Origin of the sequence: Xenorhabdus sp. IM139775, from assembly GCF_028598745.1 — a bacterium.
Lineage (GTDB): Bacteria > Pseudomonadota > Gammaproteobacteria > Enterobacterales > Enterobacteriaceae > Xenorhabdus.
Genome location: NZ_JAQRFK010000033.1, coordinates 16,668 through 34,201, shown reverse-complemented (window position 1 = coordinate 34,201; position 17,534 = coordinate 16,668). Strand labels below are relative to the sequence as shown.

The following is a 17,534-nucleotide window of genomic DNA, read 5'->3' as shown; positions in this document are numbered from 1 at the left end:
CCTCTGGCATACAAAGCCAGTATCTGGTCATCCATGCCGGTGATCCGCGTTTGGTTTTTCCTGACGATTTGGGGGTCAAACGTGCTTTCACGATCACGGGGAATTTGCAGCGCTAATTCGCCGTCTTAGGTCAACAAGGTTTTAGAGGAGTAGCCATTACGGGTATTGGAGCCTGATTTCAGTTGGTGTTTTTCATGCCCCAGATGAGCGGTCAGTTCTGCCTTAAGAGCCGCTTCAACGGTCAATTTTTTAAGGAAACGGGAAAGCTGGCTCAGATCTTCGGGAGTCTTAAGATTTTTAGCCAGCTCAGTAGCCAGAACTTGCAACTGTTTTTCGTCCATCTTTTCACCTGTTTTAGTTGATAAATTAAACATACCAAAAACAGGCAATTACACAAATTCAGATACAGGGTCTTCGATCATCGTGGTATATTCCGACTACAATTTCTAAGCGAGAAACTCACTAATTCCCAAAAACGGAACCCCCGTCTAAGTCAGCTCCATACCTCGATCGTAAATGTTTTCTTGCCTATAGCTGAAAAGCATCAAATTCCACTGAGTAAAATACGTGTTATTCACGAAGATTCAGCTAGGCAACACATCGTCCACACCCTTGCTTCTAAGGAAATACCTGAAAATATCAAACAACGGATGGTGACGAAAACTCTTGCTGATAGTAAGCCACTTACATCAGAGATTTCTTACGAAGAACCCACCCAGAAACTCACCTGTGCTGCAATTACAAAGGAATATTTTGAGAGATCCGTATGTGATAACCAAAACCCGGATGCCCTATCTTACAAACGATTACGGAAACGCGTCCAGCAATAGTCACGCATTTGGTTGGAAAGCGATGGAATCTGTTGATAATGCAAGAAAAGTTATTTCAACATCGATAAATGCGGGCAGCTATTCCGATATCATATTCACATCCGGTTCTACTGAGTCGATTAATCTTGCAATTGCCGGCCTTCAACATCAAGGAAAAAAGAGGCATGTCATTACATCAATGATTGAACATAAGGCGGTTCTTGATTGCTGTGCCAGACTTGAGTCAATGGGAACGGAGGTAACCTATTTGCCACCGCAAAGTGATGGTGTTGTATCTCCAGCTGCAATACTTAATGCATTGAGAGATGATACCTATCTTGTCTCAATCATGGCAGCTAACAACGAAATTGGCTCAATACAAAAAATTGAAGAGATAGGTGCGATTTGCAAGGAACATGATATTCCTTTCCATACAGATGCCACACAAGCTCTCGGTAAAATAGAGTTTGATGTACAGCGCATGAACATTAGCCTTGCTTCATTTTCCGCACACAAAATATATGGGCCGAAGGGTGTTGGTGCACTTTATATTAATTCACGTAATAGGCAGATAATCCTCTCTCCTTTAATCGTCGGGGGTGGACATGAGAGAGGCTTACGTTCAGGAACACTTAATGTTCCTGGAATTATCGGATTTGGCAGCGCCGTCGAATTGTCTGTTAAAAATTTGGCTACTGAGTCGACGAGGCTACGTTATTTACGGGATTTGCTTCGACAGCACATTATTGAGAATGTACCTGATGTTCGCATGAATAGCCATCTGACCGAATGTCTGCCAGGGTTGTTAAATGTATCCTTTGATGGAGTAGATGCTGATTCACTTTTGTTGGAGCTTTCGGAGGTTGCTTTGTCCTCTGGATCTGCGTGTACTTCTGCTAACAGAGCACCATCACATGTTCTGAAAGCAATAGGGGTTAGCGATGAGCAAGCTCAAGCCAGTTTGCGCTTTGGGTTAGGCCGATTTAATAATGAGGATGAAATTCGGTATGTTTGTCTCCGCCTAGAAGAAGCAGTAAAGAAACTAAGGTCGATGGCACCAAAATCATTCGTTCCCCCGATAACAATGAAGACGGAGTTTTAATTATGCGAACAACGCTGGCCCTGTTCCTCCTATTCGGAACTCTGTTCACTGCGGGTGGATATGGTGCCACCTTTCTTATTTCCGAGTATTTTCGAGCACAAGGGGGGAGTGACATTGATACAGGAACGACCCTTAGCGTAGCTTTGGTCGGCACCTTAATTGGTGTTCCTTTGGTTGGCTGGTTCGCCGGGCAGTTGGAAGCATCGCGTCTTGCAGCTTTCGCAGCGGTGTTGATGTCTTGTGGTTATTTTCTTTTCGGTGGCTTTAGCGGTGAACTGAGCTACATTCAGAATATTGCTGCGCTTTTGATTGGACTAGGTTGGGGAATGTTTTATATCAGTGGCCCCATGGCATTGTCGGAACGTGTCACTGACGCAGATAGAGGACACTGGTTTACCCGTTTCAGTGCATTTCAAATGGCAGGGATTTGTGGTAGTCCCATTCTCCTCACTATAGCGGTTGCACAAGGAGGGTTTTCGATTCAAGCAACGTTTCTTCTTGTTGGAATTATTGGCATTCTCGCCTCACTGCTTCTGACAGTATTTGGGATCAAGGTTCCACTTGAAAAACGGGAGTTATCACTGCGTCCTTGGGTGAAAAAAATCGCGAAGATTGCTGTAAGTAGCGCGATCCGTCCGATTGTGATGGTGGGGTTAGGAGGCTGTGTATTCTCTGGAATGATGTCATTCCAGAGTTCGCTTGTCGAAGGGACTAGCGCAAATGCAAGTACATTCTTTGCTGTACATGCAGTGACTGTGGTCGTGTCGCGTATTTTGTTAGCTCGATATCTCTCGACGGTATCCCGTATTCCACTAATCATTACGTTGATGTCATGCCTCATCATTGGCATTTTGTTTTTGCTAGGTATATCGATTCATCCAGTATTCCAGGTTGTCGCAGCTATGTTGACGGGAATAGGGTATGGATTAGTGTATCCCGTCATTCAAACATGGGCTGTAAATGATTCCCCTCTTGAGGATCGTCATGCTGCTCTCACTTGGTTCGTTATCGCTTATTTTGCGGGTATATTTGGATTTCCGCTGATAGGTGGATGGATATTGGTCGACGCAGGAAAGACTTTGTTTATCCTAACCCTGGCTGTAATTGCCTTTATTGAACTAGTTGTTGCTTTCTTGAGGATGAGGGATTTTGGCTACATTAAAGGCTGGTCTAAGGGAGGATGAAATAATCCCAAGGTAATTTTCATACCACGATAGTTTCATGTAATAAAAAAATGACTTTGTTGCGAGTGATTGATCTCTACAACGGAGTCATTCCTTCCCTATTTCTTTACCGCAAGCTGATACGCCTTAGTATCACATTTCTGCGTTTCCGGGCACTGCTTGCAGCCTCCGCTGAGGCAGGAGGAAGTATCCACTTCCTCCAGTTTACCCATAATGACAAGCTGCTTGAGCATGGCTTCCACCATCGGCAGCGGTGCTGAAAACTGATGGCTCAATGACCTCGCATCAGAACGTCCATTGAGGGCAATCGCATCCCTGACTTTCAGCAGGTTAATCATTTATGGTTCCTCATGGCTTCGGCTAGTGACAGCTATCGTTTGAGCATTCGCAGCTACGGTCAGCCGCGTTGTTAAACGTGACGCTGACCCGGCTGCGGGCGCGGCGTAAGCCAATAATTATCAGAATGTTAAACAGGATCACGGCGACAATGGTGATTAAGCTACTTTGTGGGTGAGCTGAAAACGTGGTCACTTGATAAAACAGCGCTGACAGAGAATAAGCGACGTTCAATCCCCACAGAATGGAGAATGTCATCCAGCCACGGCTGGTTTCACGGGCAATGGCACCCATCACAGAAACACAAGGCACATACAGCAGGACGAAAATCAGGTAACTGTAAGCGGAAATGGCAGAGCCAAATTTGGCGCTCATCGTTCCCATCGAACTGCGATCCATATTGCCGTCACCTTTGCTGGCTTCAATCGGGTTAGAAAGTGCACTCAAGGTAAAGGTGCCTTTCAGGCTGTCCCAAGTTTCTGCGACCGCATCTTTGAGTTGATCCAGTAGATTGAACTCATCCGGGTTAAATGACCCTTGCGTAATGTTTTCGGCGGTATAGAGGGTATTGAGGGTGCCCACCACCACTTCTTTTGCCATCGCGCCGGTAATCAGCCCGACGGTTGCCTGCCAGTTATCGGGATGCACACCAATGGGTTGCAATACCGGTGTGAGCACTTTACTGACGGAAGCCAGCGCCGATTCGTTGATATTATCCACCGTCTTACCGGAGAAAGAGAAACTGTTCAGGGCGCCAATCAACATGCTTGCCGCGACAATCACTTTACCCGCACGTATCACAAAACCTTTCAGCCGCTGCCATGTCTGGAGCAGCAGGGTTTTGGCATGGGGAACGTGATAGACCGGCAGTTCCATGACAAACGGCGAGGCTTCACCACGCATCAGGGTGTATTTGAGCAGCAGCCCTGTCAGGATGGCGATGACAATCCCCAATATATACAGGGAGAAAACGATGCTTGCGCCATCTTTGCCGAAGAAAGCCGCAGCAAAGACGGCAAAGATCGCCAACCTTGCCCCGCAGGACATAAACGGTGCCATCATAATGGTAATCAGGCGTTCACGAGGGGCATCCAGTGTCCTTGACCCCATCACGGCAGGGACGTTACAACCAAAGCCAACAATCAAAGGCACAAAAGATTTACCCGGCAATCCGATTGCCTGCATCAGCCTGTCCATGACAAATGCCGCTCTCGCCATGTAACCGGAGTCTTCCAGAAAGGAGAGGAACAGGTACATCATGCCAATTTGGGGAACCAGCGGCAGTACCGTATTAATGCCGCCGCCAATGCCTTGGGCAAGGAATACCGTCAGCCAATTCGGGAAATGGAGGGTATAGCCGAGCCATTGCATGCCATCGATGAAAATAGCGGCGGAAGCGACGTCAAAGATAGGCTGCAAGGCGCCACCAATATTGATGGCCAGCACGAACATCAGGTACATGACAAACAGGAAGACAGGCAGGCCCAACCAGCGGTTCAGGACAACGGTATCTAGCACTTGGGTCAGTTTGTTGGGTATGGCTGTGCAGGTATCAATGACCGCCAGACAAATTTCACTGATGGTTTGATAGCGTGAACCTGCAATGGCGAGGTCAGTCTCTTCAATATGTTGTTTTTTCAGGCGTTCTTGGCTTTCTGTCAGTTGGGTGTGCGTCAGTCCGGCGACTTCACGGCCGTAAATATCCCCTTCCAGGACTTGCAAAGCCAGCCAGCGGCGCTGTTGTGGCGCGAATTTCTCTGTGATCTGGTCGGAAAGGAGAGAAATCTCCTGCAATAACGTCTCAGGATAAACAACCTGTATCGGATGCGTCTGTTGTGGATAATTATCGATGGTTTTTTTCAGTGCATCTATTCCTGTGGCACGGGTGGAAACCAGCGGGATAACCGGACAGCCGAGGCATTTTTCCAGTGCGGGAATATCAATGTTGATACGTTGATTTTGGGCAATATCCAGCATATTCAGTGCAATAATGCAGGGAATGCCCAGTTCAATTAATTGCAGTGAGAGATAAAGATTACGCTCCAGATTCGACGCATCAACAACATTGATTAACATATCCGCTTCACCACTGAGAATATAGTGGCAGGCAATCTGTTCATCAATGGAAGTTTGCTCAGAAATAGTGGTGAGAGAATACGTTCCGGGCAGGTCGACAAGATCGACCTGATGGTCATGGGTGGTAAAGTGGCCGGTTTTGCGTTCTACCGTAACGCCAGCCCAATTCCCCACTCGTTGGCGGGAGCCAGTGAGCTGATTAAAAAGCGTTGTTTTGCCGGCATTGGGATTACCAATCAGGCCAATGGTTAATTGTTTCATCATACTTTCTGCCAATCAGGAAAGCGAATTTCGTACTTAGTGATACTTTAGTACTCTGGTTATAAAGCGTCTGAACAACCTCAATTAATTGAAGGCCTTATTAGTTCAGATCTTCATGCAACATAAGAAATGCCAGATCTTGTTTACGAAGAGTCAGGTTGACTCTGCGTGTTTCGATTTGTATTGGATCGCCCAATGGGGCGAAGCGAATAACCTGAAATGTTGAGCCTGGTAACATACCCAGTGACAATAATTTTTGTCGGTAAGCCGGGCTAATCTCTGGAGAAAATCCCAGAATTTTGTATCTGCGTTCTGGAATAAGAACCATATAAATCTCCATTCTAAGTGAAAAAATAAGTGATTATAAGAATTATTATCCTCAATAAAGGGAGAACCACAAGAAAAAAGTAAGGTAATTTTTCTGAATTCTGATTGCTAATGATAATAATACGCAACTGCGATGTCAGCTATTTATACCGGATAATAAGGGAATGAATTGATATTAATCAAATTAATGGCGATTTTATTGAAAATAACTCACTATCAAGACGGATGAATATTCGGAGAAATTTTTTATTTATAAGTTCTATTAATAAACATGGCTTATTGATTTTTATTTTTTCATTAATTTAACCAATGACTGATCGGTTTATATTCGTTTTTTGTATTAGGATGTTATTAATGGGTTATATTATGCAGTAACTGCCTATTATAACGTGTTTTATTGTGGAAGATTGAAATGAGCTATAATAAAAACATGCAGATGTTATCACTTATTCAAATTTATAACGTCAGCAATAAATAGAAATATCATGATGAAAATCATCGCTTTTTTATCTTTCCCGAACGGGTGTCATTGGCCCGTTCGGGAAATCATTTAATCAGCTAACCTTGTTGGTAAATTAACGTTTTTTACCAAAGGCAGCAGCCAATGCGTCACTCATGGCGCTGTTGGCTAAAGATGCAGAACCTGAACGCGAAGTTTGGCGGTTCCTGCCATTACCATTGCGGTTATTGCGGCCTTGGTCATTTTGACGATTGTCACCTTGGGAGCCACGGCGTGCCTGTGTTTCACCCGGTTGCTCATCAAGGCGCATGGTCAGTGCAATCCGCTTGCGGTTGAGATCCACATCCATCACCTTCACTTTCACGATATCGCCTGTTTTGACGATGGTATGTGGATTTTCCACAAAGCGATCGGAGAGGGAGGAGATATGAACCAGACCATCCTGATGGACACCGATATCCACAAATGCACCGAAATTGGTGACGTTAGTGACAGTTCCTTCCAGAATCATGCCCGTTTGCAGGTCGTTCATGGTTTCAACGCCATCGGCAAATGTGGCTGTTTTGAATTCAGGACGTGGATCGCGCCCCGGTTTTTCCAGCTCTTTCAGAATGTCAGTAATGGTTGGAATACCGAATTTTTCTGTCGTGAAATCCTGAGCGTTCAAATGACGCAGATTAGCCGTATTGCCCATCAGTTCAGGCAGGGTCTGCTCGGTTGTTGCCAAGATCTTCTCAACCACGGGATAGGCTTCCGGGTGAACGGTCGAAGCGTCCAGCGGGTTATCACCCTGATTGATACGCAGGAAGCCCGCACATTGCAGGAAGGCTTTGGGTCCCAGGCGGCTAACTTTCAAGAGTTGATTACGGTTGCCGAAACGACCGTTTTCATCGCGCCAGTTAACGATATTTTGGGCGACAGCGCGAGTCAGGCCAGCAACGCGAGTCAGCAAGGCGACCGACGCGGTATTCAGGTCAACGCCGACGCCGTTAACGCAGTCTTCAACGACGTTATCCAGTTTTTTGGCAAGCTGAGTCTGGCTGACATCATGCTGGTATTGACCAACACCGATGGATTTAGGTTCGATTTTCACCAGTTCAGCCAGCGGATCTTGCAGGCGGCGGGCGATGGAAACCGCGCCACGCAGGGAAACATCCAGACCCGGGAATTCTTGCGCGGCCAATTCAGACGCCGAGTAGACGGAGGCACCCGCTTCGCTGACAACCACTTTCTGGGCGGTGACGTCAGGATACTGTTTCTGAACGTTGGCAAAGAAACGCTCGGTTTCACGGGATGCGGTGCCATTGCCAATCGCAACCAGTTCCACTTGATGTTTGGTGCACAGGGCTGCGACGATTGCCGCTGCTTTATTTTCCTGTCCGGTGTGCGGGTAAATGGTATCGGTAGCAATCAGTTTGCCCGTTGCGTCAACAACGGCGACTTTCACTCCTGTACGCAGGCCCGGGTCAAGACCCATTGTTGAGCGCATTCCCGCAGGTGCCGCCATCAGCAGGTCATTCAGGTTACGGGCGAAAACATTGATGGCCTCGTCTTCGGCTTTTTCGCGCAGTGTGCCCATCAGCTCGGTTTCCAGATGCAGCAGCACTTTGATGCGCCATGTCCAGTTCACCACGGTTTTGCGCCAATTGTCAGCCGGTGCATTATTCAGGCGCAGGTTAAGGTGATCGGTAATAATCTGTTCACAATGGCTCTCTTTGGGGGCTTCCTCACATTGCGGATCAGCATTTAAAGAGAGTTGCAGGATGCCTTCATTGCGTCCGCGGAACATGGCAAGGGCACGGTGGGAAGGCACAGTAGCGATGGCTTCGTGGTGATCGAAATAATCGCTGAATTTCGCCCCCCCTTCCTCTTTACCCTCAACAACTTTGGCGACCAGATGGGCATTTTTCCACAGGTATTCACGAACTTTCGCCAACAGAGTCGCATCTTCGGCGAAACGCTCCATCAGGATATAACGTGCGCCATCCAATGCCGCCTTGGTATCAGCAACACCTTTGTCAGCATCAACATAAGCGGCCGCCGCCAGTTCGGGTTGTTGCTGCGGATCTTGCCAGAGCAGATCAGCCAGCGGTGCCAAACCGGCCTCAATCGCCGTTTGCCCGCGGGTACGGCGTTTAGGCTTATAGGGCAGGTACAGGTCTTCCAACTCGGTCTTGTTCAACGTCGTGTTAATCGCTTCTGCAAGCTCCGCAGTTAATTTGCCCTGTTCCTCAATCGATTTCAGGATAGTTTGACGGCGGTTGGATAGTTCGCGCAGATAGCCGAGACGGCTTTCCAGTTGGCGAAGCTGTGTATCATCCAGACCACCGGTGGCCTCTTTACGGTAACGGGCGATAAAGGGAACCGTATTTCCCTCATCGAGCAGGGTAATGGCTGCTTGGACTTGCTGTGGCTGAGCCTGTAGCTCACCGGCAATGATTCGACTTAAAGATTCATTCATGGTCTGTTTTCTTCAACTTTCTTCAACTTTCTTAGCGTCTGTAGATGTCCTGAGACACCATCAGGCAGAGCCGGATAAGGTCAAATTTTATCTGAGACAGTATCGGCATGGTTCAAACTGGCTCCATTTATACGTGCTGAGCGCGATAATTTCCAGTTTAGCGCGATATTTCGGTCATGTTGCGACAAAATTCCGCGAATATCTTCTGGATTGAGATGGGGTTGATGAGAGTTGATGAGATATGAGAATTGATGAGATATAGTACTTCGCCATTAATCATCTTTTCTCAAGTGAGTTTTTTCATGGGCAGGAGTCACTATATTACCCGCGAAGGTTGGCATGCGCTTGATCAGGAATTGAAATATCTCTGGAAAGTTGAGCGTCCTAAAGTCACTCAAGCGGTATCAGATGCTGCTGCATTAGGGGATCGTTCAGAGAACGCAGAGTACATTTATGGTAAAAAAAGATTAAGGGAAATTGACCGTCGTGTACGCTTTTTGTCCAAACGCTTGGATGTGCTGCAAATTGTTGATCCTGACCCGCGACAAGAAGGGAAAGTTTTTTTTGGCGCATGGGTAAAAGTTGAAAATGAGCATGAGGAAACACACCTTTTTCGTTTGGTCGGGCCGGATGAATTCGATCCGGCCAGAAAGTGGATCTCCATTGATTCTCCGGTGGCAAGGGTATTACTGGGTAAGCAGATTGATGATGAAGTCACGGTGATGACACCGAGTGGCAGGGTGACTTACTGGGTATTGGAAATCAGCTATCAGCCTTTGACATAAGTTACGCTGGTGTTTATCGGAAATATATCTTGACGGAATAGGGAGAACAAGGAGAGAAAACCAAAGCATAAGCAATGATTGCTAATGCCATTAGTGGCCTTAAAATACGTGCGGTTAAGTCTCTATTGGAATTATGGGTTTTCTAGTGATGGATGTTGCGGGCATGGAGCATCTTGGGAGCTGAAACATGCAAGAGAGTTATAAGATCCTTGTTGTTGATGATGATATGCGCTTGCGGGCACTATTGGAACGCTATTTATCCGAGCAGGGGTTTCAAGTGCGTAGTGCAGCAAATGCAGAGCAGATGGATCGTTTATTGACCAGAGAATCCATTCAATTGATTGTCCTGGATTTAATGTTGCCGGGCGAAGATGGATTGTCTGTCTGTCGAAGGCTGAGAAGTCAGCATAACTCGATCCCAGTCATCATGGTATCCGCGAAAGGGGAAGAGGTTGATCGGATTGTGGGACTTGAAATTGGTGCTGATGATTATCTTGCCAAGCCTTTTAACCCGCGTGAACTGTTGGCACGTATGCGTGCTGTCCTGCGGCGACAGACGAATGAATTGCCGGGGGCGCCGACGTCGGATGATGCAGTGATTAAGTTTGGACGATTCACACTTGATCTTGGAACGCGTGAAATGTTCCATCAAGATGAGTTGTTATCTTTGACCAGTGGGGAATTTTCCGTGCTGAAAGTGTTGGTTACTCACCCCCGTGAGCCATTATCACGGGACAAACTGATGAGTTTGGCGAGAGGGCGGGAGTATGGTGCGATGGAACGTTCCATTGATGTTCAGATTTCTCGCTTGCGTCGCCTGATTGAAGAAGACCCGACCCATCCTCGCTATATCCAGACGGTTTGGGGGTTGGGATACGTTTTTGTTCCCGATGGAAGCAAGGTATGAAAAAGCCCAATGTGAAAACGTGTTGGCTTTCGCGGCGTACTTTGTTTTCCCATGTCCTGTATTTGATGCTGGGCAGCTTGCTGTTCAGCGCCTTGGCCACCCTGCCGCTGGTGGTGTTGGAAGAACTCCCTTTTAATGCGGTATTTCCTTATCTCTTTATCAGCGCTTTTGGGGTGTCATTATCCACTTCTGCCCTGTTCTGGCGATATTCTGCTATTCAAAGACATTCATTGAAGGCCATGCAAAAAGCCGTCACTGACATGGGAAAAGGCCGCAGGGTATCACCATTGCCTGAAATCGGGGGGAGCGCCATCCGCTCCGTGAGCAGGGCGCTGAACCAGTTGTCGGTGGAGCTGAAAGCGCAGGAAAGTGATCGGGTGGTATTGATGGCTGGCGTGAGCCATGACTTGCGTACTCCGCTTACCCGTATTCGTCTGGCGATGGAAATGATGGGGGCAAAAGAGGATTTTCTGGCGGAATCTATCTATCAGGACATTGAAGAGTGCAACGCCATGATTGATCAGTTCATTGACTATCAGCGGGCGGGACAGGATATGCCGATGACATGCTGTGAGCTGAATGGGCTGCTTGAAGAGGTGATAAAGGCAGAACAGCGTTATGCGGCAGATATAACGATTGAACATTGCCTGTCTGCTGGCTCGATTTTTATTTCAGCCCATCCTTTTTCCATCAAGCGAGTCTTGGCCAATATGGTCAGCAATGCCCGACGTTACGGCAATGGATGGATCCGCATCAGCAGCGGTGCAACCGAAAAATTTGGCTGGTTTCAGGTTGAGGACAACGGCCGGGGGATGACGCAAGAAGAAGCAGCTGTCTTATTCCAGCCATTCACGCAGGGTTCCCGCATCCGAGTGAACAGCGGAGTAGGGCTAGGGCTTGCGATCATTCGCCGTATCATCGATATCCACGCGGGGGATATTCAGGTGGGAAGCAGTGAAAAACAGGGGCTATCTATTCGCGTATCTGTTCCATTGAGCGCAAGATAAGTCATTGCTGAAACAACCCGGCATAGCCCTGTCATAAAAATGTCATAATTTATACATATTCTTGTCATTGAATTGATTTATTTTCTTTCTCGATCCTCTTTTTGCTTTAGTCAGTGATAGCTGACATTTTTTATTAATTGATGAGTATCCCAGTAGGAGAGAGTATGAAATCAATGCGTACCACCGTGGCGAGCATCATGGTCACTGTATTTGCCATGACTTCCCTGTCTTCATTTGCTGCGGCCAGCCTGACAGGCGCTGGCGCGACATTTCCCGCACCGGTATATACCCAGTGGGCGGATTCTTACCAGAAGGAAACGGGCAATAAAATCAATTATCAAGGCATCGGCTCTTCGGGTGGTGTAAAACAGATTATTGCCAATACGGTTGATTTTGGTGCCTCTGACGCGCCCCTTTCTGATGAAAAACTCATCGCTGATGGCTTGTTCCAATTCCCAACGGTCATCGGGGGCATTGTGCTGGCGGTGAACATCTCCGGTATTAAAGCGGGTCAGTTGATTCTGGATGGTAAAACCTTGGGTGATATTTATCTGGGGAATATCAAAAAATGGAATGATCCGGCGATAGCAAAGTTAAATACGCATCTCAAACTGCCGGATCAAAACATCGCCGTGATCCGTCGTGCTGATGGATCAGGCACTTCCTACGTCTTCACCCGCTACCTGTCCAAAGTTAGCCACGACTGGAAACAGAAAGTGGGCACCGGCTCGACCGTCAAATGGCCAACCGGATTGGGCGGTAAAGGGAATGACGGGATTGCTGCATTTGTCCAACGTCTGCCCGGCGCGATTGGTTATGTTGAATATGCCTATGCGAAGCAGAATTATCTGGCTTATACCAAACTGGTTTCCGCGGAGGGTAACGTGCTAGCGCCTACCGAAGAGAACTTCAGTGCCGCGGCTAAAGGTGCGGATTGGCACAATAGCTTTGCTCAGGATCTGACAAACCAGAAAGGCGATAATGCGTGGCCGATTACGTCTACTACATTTATTCTCATCCACCAACAACAGGCAAAGGCGACTCAGGGTGCCGAGGTGCTGAAATTCTTCGATTGGGCGTACGACAAAGGTAAAAAACAGGCGAAAGATCTGGATTATGCCGCTTTGCCGGATGAAGTGATCAGTCAGGTGCGTGCCGCATGGAAGAGCAATATCAAAGACAGTGATGGCAAACCGCTATATAACTCAAAATGAGAATTAAGCGTATGGCCGAACGTAAGGCGGCAGAACGTAAAACGGGATTGAAAGCACCAAGCAAAAATGGCGATATTATTTTCAGCACGCTGGTGAGATTGGCAGCGTTGCTCACTTTATTGCTGTTGGGCGGCATTATCATTTCGCTGATCATTGCTTCCTGGCCGAGTATACAAGCCTTTGGCTTTGCTTTCTTATGGCGTAAAGATTGGGATGCACCCGCCGGGGTATTTGGCGCATTGATCCCGATTTATGGCACATTGATGACGTCATTAATCGCCCTGATCATTGCGGTTCCGGTGAGTTTTGGTATTGCCCTGTTCCTGACGGAATTGACGCCGAACTGGCTGAAACGTCCGTTGGGGGTGGCAATTGAGCTATTGGCGGCAATCCCCAGCATTGTTTACGGCATGTGGGGGCTGTTTGTCTTTGCGCCACTGTTTGCCACTTATTTTCAGCAACCCGTTGGTGATGTGTTCTCAAGTATTCCCATCGTGGGTGAATTGTTCTCCGGCCCCGCCTTTGGGATTGGCATTCTGGCGGCGGGTGTCATTCTTGCCATCATGATTATCCCCTATATCGCTTCTGTCATGCGCGATGTGTTTGAACAGACCCCCGTGATGATGAAAGAGTCTGCCTATGGTATCGGTTGTACGACATGGGAAGTGATTTGGCATATCGTCTTGCCTTATACCAAAAATGGGGTGATTGGTGGCGTCATGTTGGGGCTGGGGCGGGCATTGGGAGAAACCATGGCGGTCACCTTTATCATCGGCAATACCTACCAACTCGATAGCTTGTCGCTGTACATGCCGGGAAACAGCATCACCTCTGCGCTGGCTAATGAATTTGCAGAGGCCGATTCCGGTCTGCATACCGCCGCATTGATGGAACTGGGGCTGATTTTGTTTGTCATCACTTTTCTGGTGTTGGCGTTGTCGAAATTGATGATTATGCGTCTGGCAAAAAATGAGGGGCGTTGAGATGACAACGCCCAATAATCAACTATCACGTTCAGGTGGTGCAGTCAGCGCCGTGGACATGAAAAACCGCCGCCGCAGGCAGTCATGGCGTCGGCAGAAAAATCGGCTGGCGTTGGTGCTCTCCATGGCAACGATGGCATTCGGTTTATTCTGGCTGGGCTGGATCTTAATCTCCACCGTCACCAAAGGTATCGATGGGATGTCGCTGGCGTTGTTTACTGACATGACGCCACCGCCCAATACGGAAGGCGGCGGGCTGGCAAACGCCATTGTCGGCAGTGGCCTGTTGATCTTCTGGGCGACGGTGTTTGGGACGCCATTGGGGATTATGGCCGGCATTTATCTGGCGGAATATGGTCACCGTTCATGGCTGGCAGAAATCATCCGTTTTATTAATGACATTTTGCTTTCAGCCCCTTCGATTGTGGTCGGATTGTTTGTCTACACGGTAGTGGTCACAAAGATGCAGCATTTTTCTGGTTGGGCAGGGGTAATGGCACTGGCGCTGTTGCAGATCCCCATCGTGATTCGCACAACGGAAAACATGCTGAAACTGGTGCCGGATAACTTGCGTGAAGCCGCTTATGCACTGGGAACACCGAAATGGAAAATGATCTCCGCCATTACCTTAAAGGCGTCGATATCCGGCATTATGACAGGGGTATTGCTGGCGATTGCCCGTATCGCGGGTGAAACGGCTCCCCTGTTGTTCACTTCTCTTTCCAACCAGTTTTGGAGCACCGATCTTAACCAGCCGATTGCAAACTTACCTGTCACGATTTTCAAGTTTGCCCTCAGCCCATTTTCTGGCTGGCAGCAGTTGGCATGGGCGGGAGTATTGCTGATTACGCTGTGTGTGCTGTTAATTAACATTGTGGCGCGTGTGCTGTTTGCGAAGAAAAAGCACTAATATTCTTTTCAAATTTAACAGGCTATTCGCTGATAGAAAGCGATGAAAGAGACAAGTACTGATGAATAAGGCTAATGGCATTGCAGTAAGTGAAATGGCTGTAAGTGAAATGGCAGTAAGTGAAATGACAGTCAATAAAACCGCAGGAAGTAAAATTCAGGTACGTGATCTGAACTTCTATTACGGCAAATTTCATGCGCTGAAAAATATTACGCTGGATATCGCACAAAATAAGGTCACCGCCTTTATCGGGCCATCGGGTTGTGGCAAATCCACGTTACTGCGTACTTTCAACAAAATGTATGAATTGTACGGCGAGCAGCGGGCTGAAGGTGAAATTATGCTGGATGGCACGAATATCCTGACAGACAAACAAGACATTGCCTTACTGCGTGCCAAAATTGGGATGGTTTTCCAGAAACCGACACCCTTCCCGATGTCCATTTACGACAATATTGCTTTCGGGGTGCGGCTGTTTGAAAAACTGCCCAGGGCAGAGATGGATGGACGTGTTCAATGGGCGTTGACAAAAGCCGCTTTGTGGAACGAAACCAAAGATAAATTGCACCAGAGTGGGTATAGCCTTTCCGGTGGTCAGCAGCAGCGTCTGTGCATCGCCCGTGGGATTGCCATTCGTCCAGAGGTTTTGTTGCTGGATGAACCCTGTTCGGCACTTGATCCGATCTCGACAGGGCGCATTGAGGAGTTAATCAGCGAATTAAAATCGGAATATACCGTCGTGATCGTCACCCACAACATGCAGCAGGCGGCTCGTTGTTCGGATTACACCGCATTTATGTACCTTGGTGAACTGATTGAATTTAGCGATACCGATAGATTATTTACCACACCGAAGATGAAACAGACCGAAGATTACATTACTGGCCGTTATGGTTGATACAGGGCAGATACAAGGCATAGGCGGCACGGGATATGGGCGGCGCATAAACGGGGGATAACATAATATGGAAAATCTGAATCTGAGCAAACACATCTCAGGTCAGTTCACGGCTGAACTGGAACATATTCGTACCGAATTGATGACAATGGGTGGGCTGGTGGAAGAACAGCTCAGTAAAGCCGTTCTGGCGATGCACAACCAAGACGAAATATTGGCACGGCAGGTGATTGAGGATGACCAGAAGGTGAATATGATGGAAGTGGCGATTGATGAAGCGTGTGTCCGCATCATTGCTAAACGCCAGCCGACAGCCAGTGACCTGCGCCTGATCATGGTGATATCCAAGACCATTGCTGAACTGGAGCGTATTGGCGATGTTGCCGATAAGATCTGCCAGACCGCGCTTGAAAGATTTTCACATCAACAGCAATCCTTGCTGGTCAGTCTGGAATCACTGGGGCACCATACGATCCAAATGCTGCATGATGTATTGGATGCTTTTGCCCGTATGGATCTGGAAGAGGCTATCCGTATCTACCGTGAAGATAAAAAAGTGGATCAGGAATACGAAAGTATTGTCCGTCAGCTCATGACCTACATGATGGAAGATCCCAGAACGATTCCGAGTGTCATGACCGCGCTCTTCTGTGCCCGTGCTATTGAGCGCATTGGTGACCGCTGCCAGAATATTTGTGAATTTATCTTCTATTACGTCAAAGGCCAGGATTTCCGCCACATTGGGGGAGATCAGTTGGAAAAATTACTGACCCAAAAAGAGTAGGTTATATATTCCAATAAGGAATAAATATAGTTTTTTATATTATTTCAAGTGCTATAGCGAAATTGATAGCTTTTGTTGGTATATAAAAAATGATTAACCAACAGGGGTGTACAATGAAGATTGGCAATAAATCTCGCGTCGCGGTGACGGCGCTGCTGACCAGCTTGGCATTGGTTTCAGGGGTGGCAAAAGCAGATAAGCTTGATGACATTAAAAAAGCGGGCACGGTACGCATTGCGGTATTTGACAGTAACCCTCCCTTTGGTTTTATCGATCCCCAAACGAAAAAGCTGGCCGGCTATGATGTGGATATCGCCAATGCGATTGCCAATGATTTGGGCGTGAAGCTGGAACTGCGTCCAACGAATCCAGCAAACCGCATCCCTCTGCTCTCTTCCAAAAAAATTGACTTAATTGCGGCTAATTTCACGATTACGGATGAACGCGCAAAACAGGTTAATTTTTCCATTCCTTATTTTGCAACCGGTCAGAAATTCATTGCCCGCAAAGGCGTTCTGACCAAGCCGGATGATATTGCCAAACTGCGTATTGGTGCGGATAAGGGAACAGTACAGGAAATTACCCTGCGTGAGCATTATCCAACCGCAAAAGTGATCTCTTATGACGATACACCGCTGGCATTTGCGGCGCTGAGAAATGGCAATGTTCAGGCGATCACGCAGGATGACGCGAAACTGGTTGGACTGCTGGCAAACGTACCGGAAGCCCAGAAAGCCGATTTTGAAATCTCCCCTTTCAGCATTACCCGCGAATATCAGGCAGTAGCCGCTTCCAAAGGAGAACAACGACTGGTTGATGTGGTTAACCAGACCTTGCTGAAATTGGAAAAAGACGGTGAAGCAGAAAAAATCTATAACCGCTGGTTTGGCCCGGAAACGAAATCCGCCCAGCCGCGTGGTGATTTTAAATTCGCGCCATTAGAAAATCAGGCAAAATAGAGCGTCAGGCAAAACTGTCACTCAAAAAACAAAAAACAGATTCAAAAACAAAGACTGAAATTAGCCCCATT

At 47.5% G+C, this 17,534-nt stretch carries 15 protein-coding genes and 2 pseudogenes; 12 read left to right on the top strand and 5 right to left on the bottom strand.

What is annotated here, in order from left to right:
* Positions 1-341, bottom strand: a pseudogene (locus PSI17_RS09115) (transposase); the annotation flags it as partial.
* A gap of 24 nt (positions 342-365) precedes the next feature.
* Here PSI17_RS09115 and PSI17_RS09110 point away from each other — a divergent pair.
* The 3 genes and pseudogenes from PSI17_RS09110 to PSI17_RS09100 all read left to right on the top strand — a co-directional run.
* Positions 366-794: pseudogene (locus PSI17_RS09110) on the top strand (hypothetical protein); the annotation flags it as partial.
* On the top strand, positions 730-1,911 hold the full coding sequence (locus PSI17_RS09105) for a cysteine desulfurase family protein (RefSeq protein ID WP_273551683.1): 1,182 nt from the start codon (positions 730-732) through the stop codon (positions 1,909-1,911). The pseudogene PSI17_RS09110 and the gene PSI17_RS09105, both read left to right, overlap by 65 nt.
* Positions 1,912-1,913: 2 nt before the next feature.
* Positions 1,914-3,095, top strand: coding sequence for an MFS transporter (locus PSI17_RS09100; RefSeq protein WP_273551682.1), 1,182 nt, complete (start codon positions 1,914-1,916; stop codon positions 3,093-3,095).
* 98 nt (positions 3,096-3,193) lie between these two features.
* On the opposite strand, the gene PSI17_RS09095 is transcribed toward PSI17_RS09100, so the two are convergent.
* The 4 genes from PSI17_RS09095 to PSI17_RS09080 all read right to left on the bottom strand — a co-directional run bounded on the left by PSI17_RS09095 (position 3,194) and on the right by PSI17_RS09080 (position 9,016).
* Positions 3,194-3,433: a FeoC-like transcriptional regulator gene (locus tag PSI17_RS09095; protein ID WP_273551681.1), complete on the bottom strand. Its 240-nt coding sequence runs from the start codon at positions 3,431-3,433 to the stop codon at positions 3,194-3,196.
* 22 nt (positions 3,434-3,455) lie between these two features.
* Complete coding sequence (feoB, locus tag PSI17_RS09090) at positions 3,456-5,768, bottom strand: Fe(2+) transporter permease subunit FeoB (RefSeq protein WP_273551689.1); 2,313 nt, start codon at positions 5,766-5,768, stop codon at positions 3,456-3,458.
* A 100-nt stretch (positions 5,769-5,868) separates the two neighbouring features.
* Entirely contained in the window at positions 5,869-6,096 is a 228-nt protein-coding gene (feoA, locus tag PSI17_RS09085) for a ferrous iron transporter A (protein WP_045973179.1), read from the bottom strand.
* Between the two features lie 574 nt (positions 6,097-6,670).
* On the bottom strand, positions 6,671-9,016 hold the full coding sequence (locus PSI17_RS09080) for a Tex family protein (protein ID WP_273551680.1): 2,346 nt from the start codon (positions 9,014-9,016) through the stop codon (positions 6,671-6,673).
* A gap of 302 nt (positions 9,017-9,318) precedes the next feature.
* Between PSI17_RS09080 and greB the strand changes: the two genes are divergently transcribed.
* The 9 genes from greB to PSI17_RS09035 all read left to right on the top strand — a co-directional run bounded on the left by greB (position 9,319) and on the right by PSI17_RS09035 (position 17,463).
* Entirely contained in the window at positions 9,319-9,801 is a 483-nt protein-coding gene (greB, locus tag PSI17_RS09075) for a transcription elongation factor GreB (protein WP_273551688.1), read from the top strand.
* Between the two features lie 187 nt (positions 9,802-9,988).
* Complete coding sequence (gene ompR / locus PSI17_RS09070) at positions 9,989-10,708, top strand: osmolarity response regulator transcription factor OmpR (RefSeq protein WP_273551679.1); 720 nt, start codon at positions 9,989-9,991, stop codon at positions 10,706-10,708.
* Positions 10,705-11,715: an ATP-binding protein gene (locus PSI17_RS09065; RefSeq protein WP_273551678.1), complete on the top strand. Its 1,011-nt coding sequence runs from the start codon at positions 10,705-10,707 to the stop codon at positions 11,713-11,715. The genes ompR and PSI17_RS09065 overlap by 4 nt, the downstream gene beginning before the upstream one ends.
* 164 nt (positions 11,716-11,879) lie before the next feature.
* Positions 11,880-12,929: a phosphate ABC transporter substrate-binding protein PstS gene (gene pstS / locus PSI17_RS09060; protein WP_273551677.1), complete on the top strand. Its 1,050-nt coding sequence runs from the start codon at positions 11,880-11,882 to the stop codon at positions 12,927-12,929.
* The gene (pstC, locus tag PSI17_RS09055) at positions 12,926-13,912 is read left to right on the top strand and encodes a phosphate ABC transporter permease PstC (protein WP_273551676.1); all 987 of its coding nucleotides are present in this window, start codon (positions 12,926-12,928) and stop codon (positions 13,910-13,912) included. The genes pstS and pstC overlap by 4 nt, the downstream gene beginning before the upstream one ends.
* Positions 13,913-13,970: 58 nt before the next feature.
* Positions 13,971-14,822: a phosphate ABC transporter permease PstA gene (pstA, locus tag PSI17_RS09050; RefSeq protein ID WP_273551687.1), complete on the top strand. Its 852-nt coding sequence runs from the start codon at positions 13,971-13,973 to the stop codon at positions 14,820-14,822.
* Positions 14,823-14,946: 124 nt separating this feature from the next.
* Entirely contained in the window at positions 14,947-15,720 is a 774-nt protein-coding gene (gene pstB / locus PSI17_RS09045; protein ID WP_273551686.1) for a phosphate ABC transporter ATP-binding protein PstB, read from the top strand.
* A 67-nt stretch (positions 15,721-15,787) separates the two neighbouring features.
* Entirely contained in the window at positions 15,788-16,504 is a 717-nt protein-coding gene (phoU, locus tag PSI17_RS09040; RefSeq protein WP_273551675.1) for a phosphate signaling complex protein PhoU, read from the top strand.
* 113 nt (positions 16,505-16,617) lie between these two features.
* Positions 16,618-17,463 (top strand): ABC transporter substrate-binding protein, encoded by an 846-nt coding sequence (locus tag PSI17_RS09035; RefSeq protein WP_273551674.1) that lies wholly within the window; start codon positions 16,618-16,620, stop codon positions 17,461-17,463.
* Positions 17,464-17,534 lie beyond the last annotated feature (71 nt).

Excerpts from the sequence above, each read along its gene's own strand:
- pstC (WP_273551676.1), top strand. The coding sequence starts at position 12,926 with ATGAGAATTAAGCGTATGGCCGAACGTAAGGCGGCAGAACGTAAAACG.
- pstB (WP_273551686.1), top strand. The coding sequence starts at position 14,947 with ATGACAGTCAATAAAACCGCAGGAAGTAAAATTCAGGTACGTGATCTG.
- phoU (WP_273551675.1), top strand. The coding sequence starts at position 15,788 with ATGGAAAATCTGAATCTGAGCAAACACATCTCAGGTCAGTTCACGGCT.
- pstA (WP_273551687.1), top strand. The coding sequence starts at position 13,971 with ATGAAAAACCGCCGCCGCAGGCAGTCATGGCGTCGGCAGAAAAATCGG.
- feoB (WP_273551689.1), bottom strand. The coding sequence starts at position 5,768 with ATGAAACAATTAACCATTGGCCTGATTGGTAATCCCAATGCCGGCAAA.
- greB (WP_273551688.1), top strand. The coding sequence starts at position 9,319 with ATGGGCAGGAGTCACTATATTACCCGCGAAGGTTGGCATGCGCTTGAT.
- pstS (WP_273551677.1), top strand. The coding sequence starts at position 11,880 with ATGAAATCAATGCGTACCACCGTGGCGAGCATCATGGTCACTGTATTT.
- PSI17_RS09065 (WP_273551678.1), top strand. The coding sequence starts at position 10,705 with ATGAAAAAGCCCAATGTGAAAACGTGTTGGCTTTCGCGGCGTACTTTG.
- ompR (WP_273551679.1), top strand. The coding sequence starts at position 9,989 with ATGCAAGAGAGTTATAAGATCCTTGTTGTTGATGATGATATGCGCTTG.
- PSI17_RS09080 (WP_273551680.1), bottom strand. The coding sequence starts at position 9,016 with ATGAATGAATCTTTAAGTCGAATCATTGCCGGTGAGCTACAGGCTCAG.
- PSI17_RS09095 (WP_273551681.1), bottom strand. The coding sequence starts at position 3,433 with ATGATTAACCTGCTGAAAGTCAGGGATGCGATTGCCCTCAATGGACGT.
- PSI17_RS09035 (WP_273551674.1), top strand. The coding sequence starts at position 16,618 with ATGAAGATTGGCAATAAATCTCGCGTCGCGGTGACGGCGCTGCTGACC.
- PSI17_RS09100 (WP_273551682.1), top strand. The coding sequence starts at position 1,914 with ATGCGAACAACGCTGGCCCTGTTCCTCCTATTCGGAACTCTGTTCACT.
- feoA (WP_045973179.1), bottom strand. The coding sequence starts at position 6,096 with ATGGTTCTTATTCCAGAACGCAGATACAAAATTCTGGGATTTTCTCCA.